Origin of the sequence: uncultured Caballeronia sp. (genome assembly GCF_964243625.1) — a bacterium.
Taxonomy (GTDB): Bacteria; Pseudomonadota; Gammaproteobacteria; order Burkholderiales; family Burkholderiaceae; genus Caballeronia.
Genome location: NZ_CAXTGZ010000464.1, coordinates 1 through 4904 on the forward strand (window position 1 = coordinate 1; position 4904 = coordinate 4904).

The window sequence follows — 4904 nt, forward strand, 5'->3', positions numbered from 1 at the left end:
TGGAGCAGTCTGGCAGCTCGTCGGGCTCATAACCCGAAGGTCATAGGTTCAAATCCTATCCCCGCAACCAAGATCAAATGTCGAAAGCCCGGTTCTCCGGGCTTTTTGCTTTTTGAGGTCGTGTTCCACCTCCAGAGTCCATCGGCGGCAGTTCGCCGGTACTCAACAGGTCACTGAAGGTGCGACCCCAAGGCACAAATCACCCATTCCACGCGTGGCATAATCGACGGCTCAATCGCCTCGGAAGCCATCGTCAGCCTCATGCGCCGTAGTCACGTCCGCAAGTTCGGCAGCTTTATCGGAAAGCTTGCAATTCTGATGATGACGCTCGCGCCTGCCATTTCACAGACGCTTGCTTCGCGTGCTCGCACGAACTCGATTTTCAACGCGCATTGCTCTGCGATAACGGAATCCCAAACGTTAATTGCAGCAAATCACCAGCAGCCGCATCACTCGATGGCAGGTCATTGGGACGCATGCGGTTACTGTAATTTCGCTGTGCACTCGCCCGCGGCGCCGCCTTCCATCGATACGCTGCCAACGCATCGTGCGGCAGCGGCTCTTGCGGTCAACGCCCCGGCTCTGTTCGCGGCGCCTTACGCTCCCTTATTCGCCGCGCAACCCCGGGCACCGCCCTTCTTCATTTGAATCCCGCATGGTCGCCGGCTGTATCGCCGGCACTTTCTTTTCGCGCAAACAGGATCAGCATGAACCCGCCATTTTCAAACGTCGCAAAGCTGGCCAGGCGCGGCGCGCTTGCAGCCGCCTTTCTTGCCATGGCTCAACTCGCCATGGCCCACGCATTGCCGAAGCAACAAACCCCCGCGCCCGACGCAACCGTCGAAGCGCCTCACGAAGTCGCCATCGATTTCTCGGAAGGGCTGGAACCGACTTTCAGCACCCTGATAGTCGTCGATGCCGCCGGCAAGCAGGTCAACAGCGCAAAGTCAGCCGTCGACAGCAGCAACAAACAGCATATGAGCGTCGCGCTCGGCGATCTGAAGACCGGTGCATACCAGGTCGAGTGGACCGCGGTGGCCGAAGACGGGCATCGTACGCAAGGTCATTATCTTTTCAACGTGAAGTGAGCAGTCTGACCATGAAAAAATTCACACTGATACACGCGGGTTTCATCGCGATGAGCGCAATGGCAATCACGTCCGCGCAAGCCGCGACGCTCACAGCGCACGATTGCTGGATTCGTTTGATGCCGGCGAGCTTGCCGTCGTCGGGGTACTTCGTGGTATCGAATGACGGCGATAAACCCGCCACGCTCACCGGCGCAGAAACGCCCGCGTTCGGCATGGCCATGCTGCATAAATCGAGCAGCAACGGCAGCACGTCCACCATGGCGATGGTCGATTCCGCCGACGTCCCCGCGCACGGCACGCTCGCATTTGCGCCGAGCGGTTATCACTTGATGCTGGAGGACGCGCCCAAGCCGCTCAAGGTCGGCACCACAATCCCGCTCAAGCTGACGTTCTCGGACCAGTCGAGCATCAGCACACAGTGCGCCGTGAAGGCGGCTTCAACGCTCGGCAAGTAACCCCGCAACGTCCCCCTCGAAGCACAATAAAAAAACGCGCCGCAATCTGATTGCGGCGCGTTTTTCGTTTGGCGTTGAATTGCCGGTCAATGCCCCTTGAAGAGATTCATGATCTCCTGGCGCTCGGCCGGAGCAACATCCGGCGGCGGCGGTGGCGGCGTCATCCCGCCCGGTCCGACTCCGCCAACGGCGTCGCTGGAACCTTCCGCCGGATTCGCCGTATCCAGGCCAATGCTCGCGACAAAACCGTTGCCCGGGGTTTTATCGGCGAAGAACAGATCTCCGTCGATGCTCGTAAGACCTTCGGGCATTTCCATCGGCTGCTGCGGGATCTTGGCAAGGGCACGCTGCATGAATTCGACCCATATCGGCAGAGCGAGCTGCGCGCCGAATTCGCGGCCACCGAGCGACTTGGGCTGGTCGTAGCCCATCCACGCGACAGCAACGAGCTGATGCTGATAGCCGGCAAACCAGCCATCCTTGGCGTCGTTGGTCGTACCGGTCTTGCCTTGCAGGTCGTTGCGCTTGAGCACATTCGTGCTCGAACCGGTCCCGGCAGTCGCGACCGAATGCAGCAAGCTGTTCATCACATACGCGTTACGCGGTTCGAGCGTTTGCGGCGCGTTGTTCCCCGCAAGCAACGGATTCGCGCGCGAAATCACGGTGCCGCGTGCATCGGCGATTTCTCCGATCAGGTAAGGATTGATGCGTGAACCACCGTTGGCGAACACTGAATAACCGCCCGCCAGTTGGAGCGGCGTGACGAGACCCGCGCCGAGTGCGAGCGGCAAGTACGGCGGGGTTTTATCGGCATCGAAACCAAATTTCTGCGTGACGAAATCCTGCGCGTACTTCGTGCCGATGAACGACAGAATCCGGATCGACACCAGGTTCTTCGACTTCTGCAACGCCATGCGCATGGACATGGGGCCGTCGGGCTGATCGTCGTCCTTCGGTTCCCACGCCTGCTGACCCGGCGATGTCGGCGGGAAATAGAGCGGCGCGTCGTTGATGATGGTCGCCGGTCCAAGGCCCTTTTCCAGTGACGCTGAATAGATGAACGGCTTGAAGCTCGACCCCGGCTGACGCCATGCCTGCGTCACATGATTGAACTTGTTCTTGTTGTAATCGAAGCCGCCAATCAGCGCCCGGATCGCGCCGTCTTGCGGCACGAGCGAAACCAGCGCGCCCTCGACTTGCGGCAACTGCGTGATGGTCCAGTTTTCCTTCGCGTCCTTCATCACACGCACGATGGAACCCGGCTTGATCTTCAGCGCTTGCGTCGCATTGCTGCGCAGAGCGGTTGCTACAAAACGCAAGCCGTCGCCGGTGATGGTCGCCGGGTCGGCATTGACGAACTCGACCACCACCTGCTTCGGATTCACCGACGTCACCACGCCCGCGATGATATCCCCGTTGTCGGGATGATCGGCGAGAGCGTCGTCGATGGCTTCATCCCGGTCATCCGGGTTCGCCGGCAAATTGACGAAGCCTTCCGGCCCGCGGTATCCATGGCGCCGCTCGTAATCCATCACGCCTTTTCGGACCGCCCGATACGCCGCGTCCTGATCGGCAGAATCGATGGTCGTCGTCACCGAGAATCCGCGCGTGTAGGTTTCATCCTTGTACTGGGCGTACATCATCTGACGCACCATTTCCGCGACGTATTCCGCGTGCACGCTGTACTCCGTGCCGGCCACGCGCGCATGCAATTCCTCGGCGCTCGCCTGATCGAATTGTTCCTGCGTGATGAACTTCAGATCGAGCATGCGCTTCAGGATGTACTGCTGGCGAATCTTCGCGCGCTTTGGATTGACCACTGGGTTGTACGCCGAAGGCGCCTTCGGCAAGCCTGCGAGCATTGCGCATTCGGCGAGCGTGAGGTCCTTCAGATCCTTGCCGAAATACACCCGCGCCGCCGATGCAAACCCATACGAGCGCTCGCCCAGATAAATCTGGTTCATGTACAGCTCGAGGATCTGGTCCTTGGTGAGCGCACGCTCGATCTTGTACGCGAGCAGCATTTCATAGATCTTGCGCGTATAGGTCTTTTCGCTGGAAAGGAAGAAGTTGCGCGCGACCTGCATGGTGATCGTGCTTGCGCCCTGCGATGCACCGCCATGCATGATGTCGCTCACGCCCGCGCGTGCAATGCCGACGAAGTCCACACCGCCATGTTCATAGAAGCGGTAATCCTCGATCGCGAGCACCGCCTTCTTCATCTGATCCGGAATTTCATCGAAACGGGCGATGCGCCTGCGCTCCTCGCCGAATTCGCCAATCAGCACATGGTCCGCCGTATAGATGCGCAACGGCACCTTCGGCCGGTAATCGGTGATTGCATCAAGCGACGGCAAATTCGGCCCCATCACAACGAGCGCGTATCCCACGATCAATGCGCCGACGATCGCCATGACGGCAATCAGCCCGACGAACCACAGCATGAGACGCAGCGCTATGGACGGTCTGGCAGGTTTGCGGTCTGAGGTGCGGTATCTGTATGGACCGTCTTGATCCCGGTCATCGCGTGGCGTGTTCGAGGAATTAGGTCGTTTGATGATTGGCATGACTGGATTTGAACGGTGCGCTTCTGGGGCGCCCGGTGCGCCACGCCAACCCGCCGCGTGACGATGAATGTTGAGGCCTTCAAAGAGCCAATGAGCTCTTTGTGCCTTGAAGCCGAATGTGCAGCCGTCGTCATCATCGAAGAGCGCGGAGGTTCAAATCTGGCGCGAACCGCTGCATTGCACGCCGATGTCCCCGGACAGGCTGCGCGTCCACAGCGGGCTGTTATAGCGTTGTAAGAAATCTGCAACCGCTACGGCCCAGTGCGTAATGACAGCGCATTTTAAAGAATTTGCGGGAGCAGCACCGGGCGATGCCCGATTTTTTTGTAAGTAAATCCATTGTAAGAAGTTGGGTTTGCGACCAAATCGGAAAGCCTTTCCGCTTTTTTCTCGCCATGCGCGCGATGCCGCACAGCAGGTCGAGCGGAGCTTTAGCATTCTCATCTGCAGGACGCAAGTCGTTGATACCTCTACGCTTTCATACCTGTCTCGCACACGCTGCGTTCATGCACGCGCACAAGCACGCAGCCGCGCCAAAACGATATGATGGATGCATTGATTGCGCGATTTTGCCTGACTCCGCGACTGCGGCGCATATTGGACGCGTCGCCTGTTGTGCCGCTGACGGACGTCGATTGGCCGCGCTTGCGTGGCCCCAGCATGTGAGGCGCTCATGACTACCAAACCCAGCGAACGCATCGTCGTATTTGTGACCCCCGCGCAGAAACTCGCGATCACCAGCACCGCCGACGGTCTCGGCATCAGTGTCAGCGAACTCATGCGACGCGCTG

The 4904-nt window shown here is 59.3% G+C and carries 4 protein-coding genes; 3 read left to right on the top strand and 1 reads right to left on the bottom strand.

The window, feature by feature from the left end:
- Positions 1-261 precede the first annotated feature (261 nt).
- The 3 genes from ACFFAR_RS24750 to ACFFAR_RS24760 are packed head-to-tail and all read left to right on the top strand — an operon-like array spanning position 262 to position 1546.
- Positions 262-648 carry a DUF2946 family protein gene (locus ACFFAR_RS24750; RefSeq protein ID WP_174365687.1) on the top strand — a complete coding sequence of 129 codons (387 nt, stop codon included), beginning with the start codon at positions 262-264 and terminating at the stop codon, positions 646-648.
- A 59-nt stretch (positions 649-707) separates the two neighbouring features.
- Positions 708-1088 (top strand): copper homeostasis periplasmic binding protein CopC, encoded by a 381-nt coding sequence (gene copC / locus ACFFAR_RS24755; RefSeq protein ID WP_174365686.1) that lies wholly within the window; start codon positions 708-710, stop codon positions 1086-1088.
- Positions 1089-1099: 11 nt separating this feature from the next.
- A complete protein-coding gene (locus tag ACFFAR_RS24760) occupies positions 1100-1546 on the top strand; it encodes a copper chaperone PCu(A)C (RefSeq protein ID WP_174365685.1) in 447 nt (148 codons plus the stop codon).
- Positions 1547-1632: 86 nt separating this feature from the next.
- On the opposite strand, the gene ACFFAR_RS24765 is transcribed toward ACFFAR_RS24760, so the two are convergent.
- On the bottom strand, positions 1633-4113 hold the full coding sequence (locus ACFFAR_RS24765) for a penicillin-binding protein 1A (RefSeq protein ID WP_375508629.1): 2481 nt from the start codon (positions 4111-4113) through the stop codon (positions 1633-1635).
- Positions 4114-4904: the final 791 nt, after the last annotated feature.

What these genes read in the sequence shown, in the direction of transcription:
- ACFFAR_RS24750 (WP_174365687.1), top strand. Translation starts at nt 262, where the DNA reads ATGCGCCGTAGTCACGTCCGCAAGTTCGGCAGCTTTATCGGAAAGCTT.
- copC (WP_174365686.1), top strand. Translation starts at nt 708, where the DNA reads ATGAACCCGCCATTTTCAAACGTCGCAAAGCTGGCCAGGCGCGGCGCG.
- ACFFAR_RS24760 (WP_174365685.1), top strand. Translation starts at nt 1,100, where the DNA reads ATGAAAAAATTCACACTGATACACGCGGGTTTCATCGCGATGAGCGCA.
- ACFFAR_RS24765 (WP_375508629.1), bottom strand. Translation starts at nt 4,113, where the DNA reads ATGCCAATCATCAAACGACCTAATTCCTCGAACACGCCACGCGATGAC.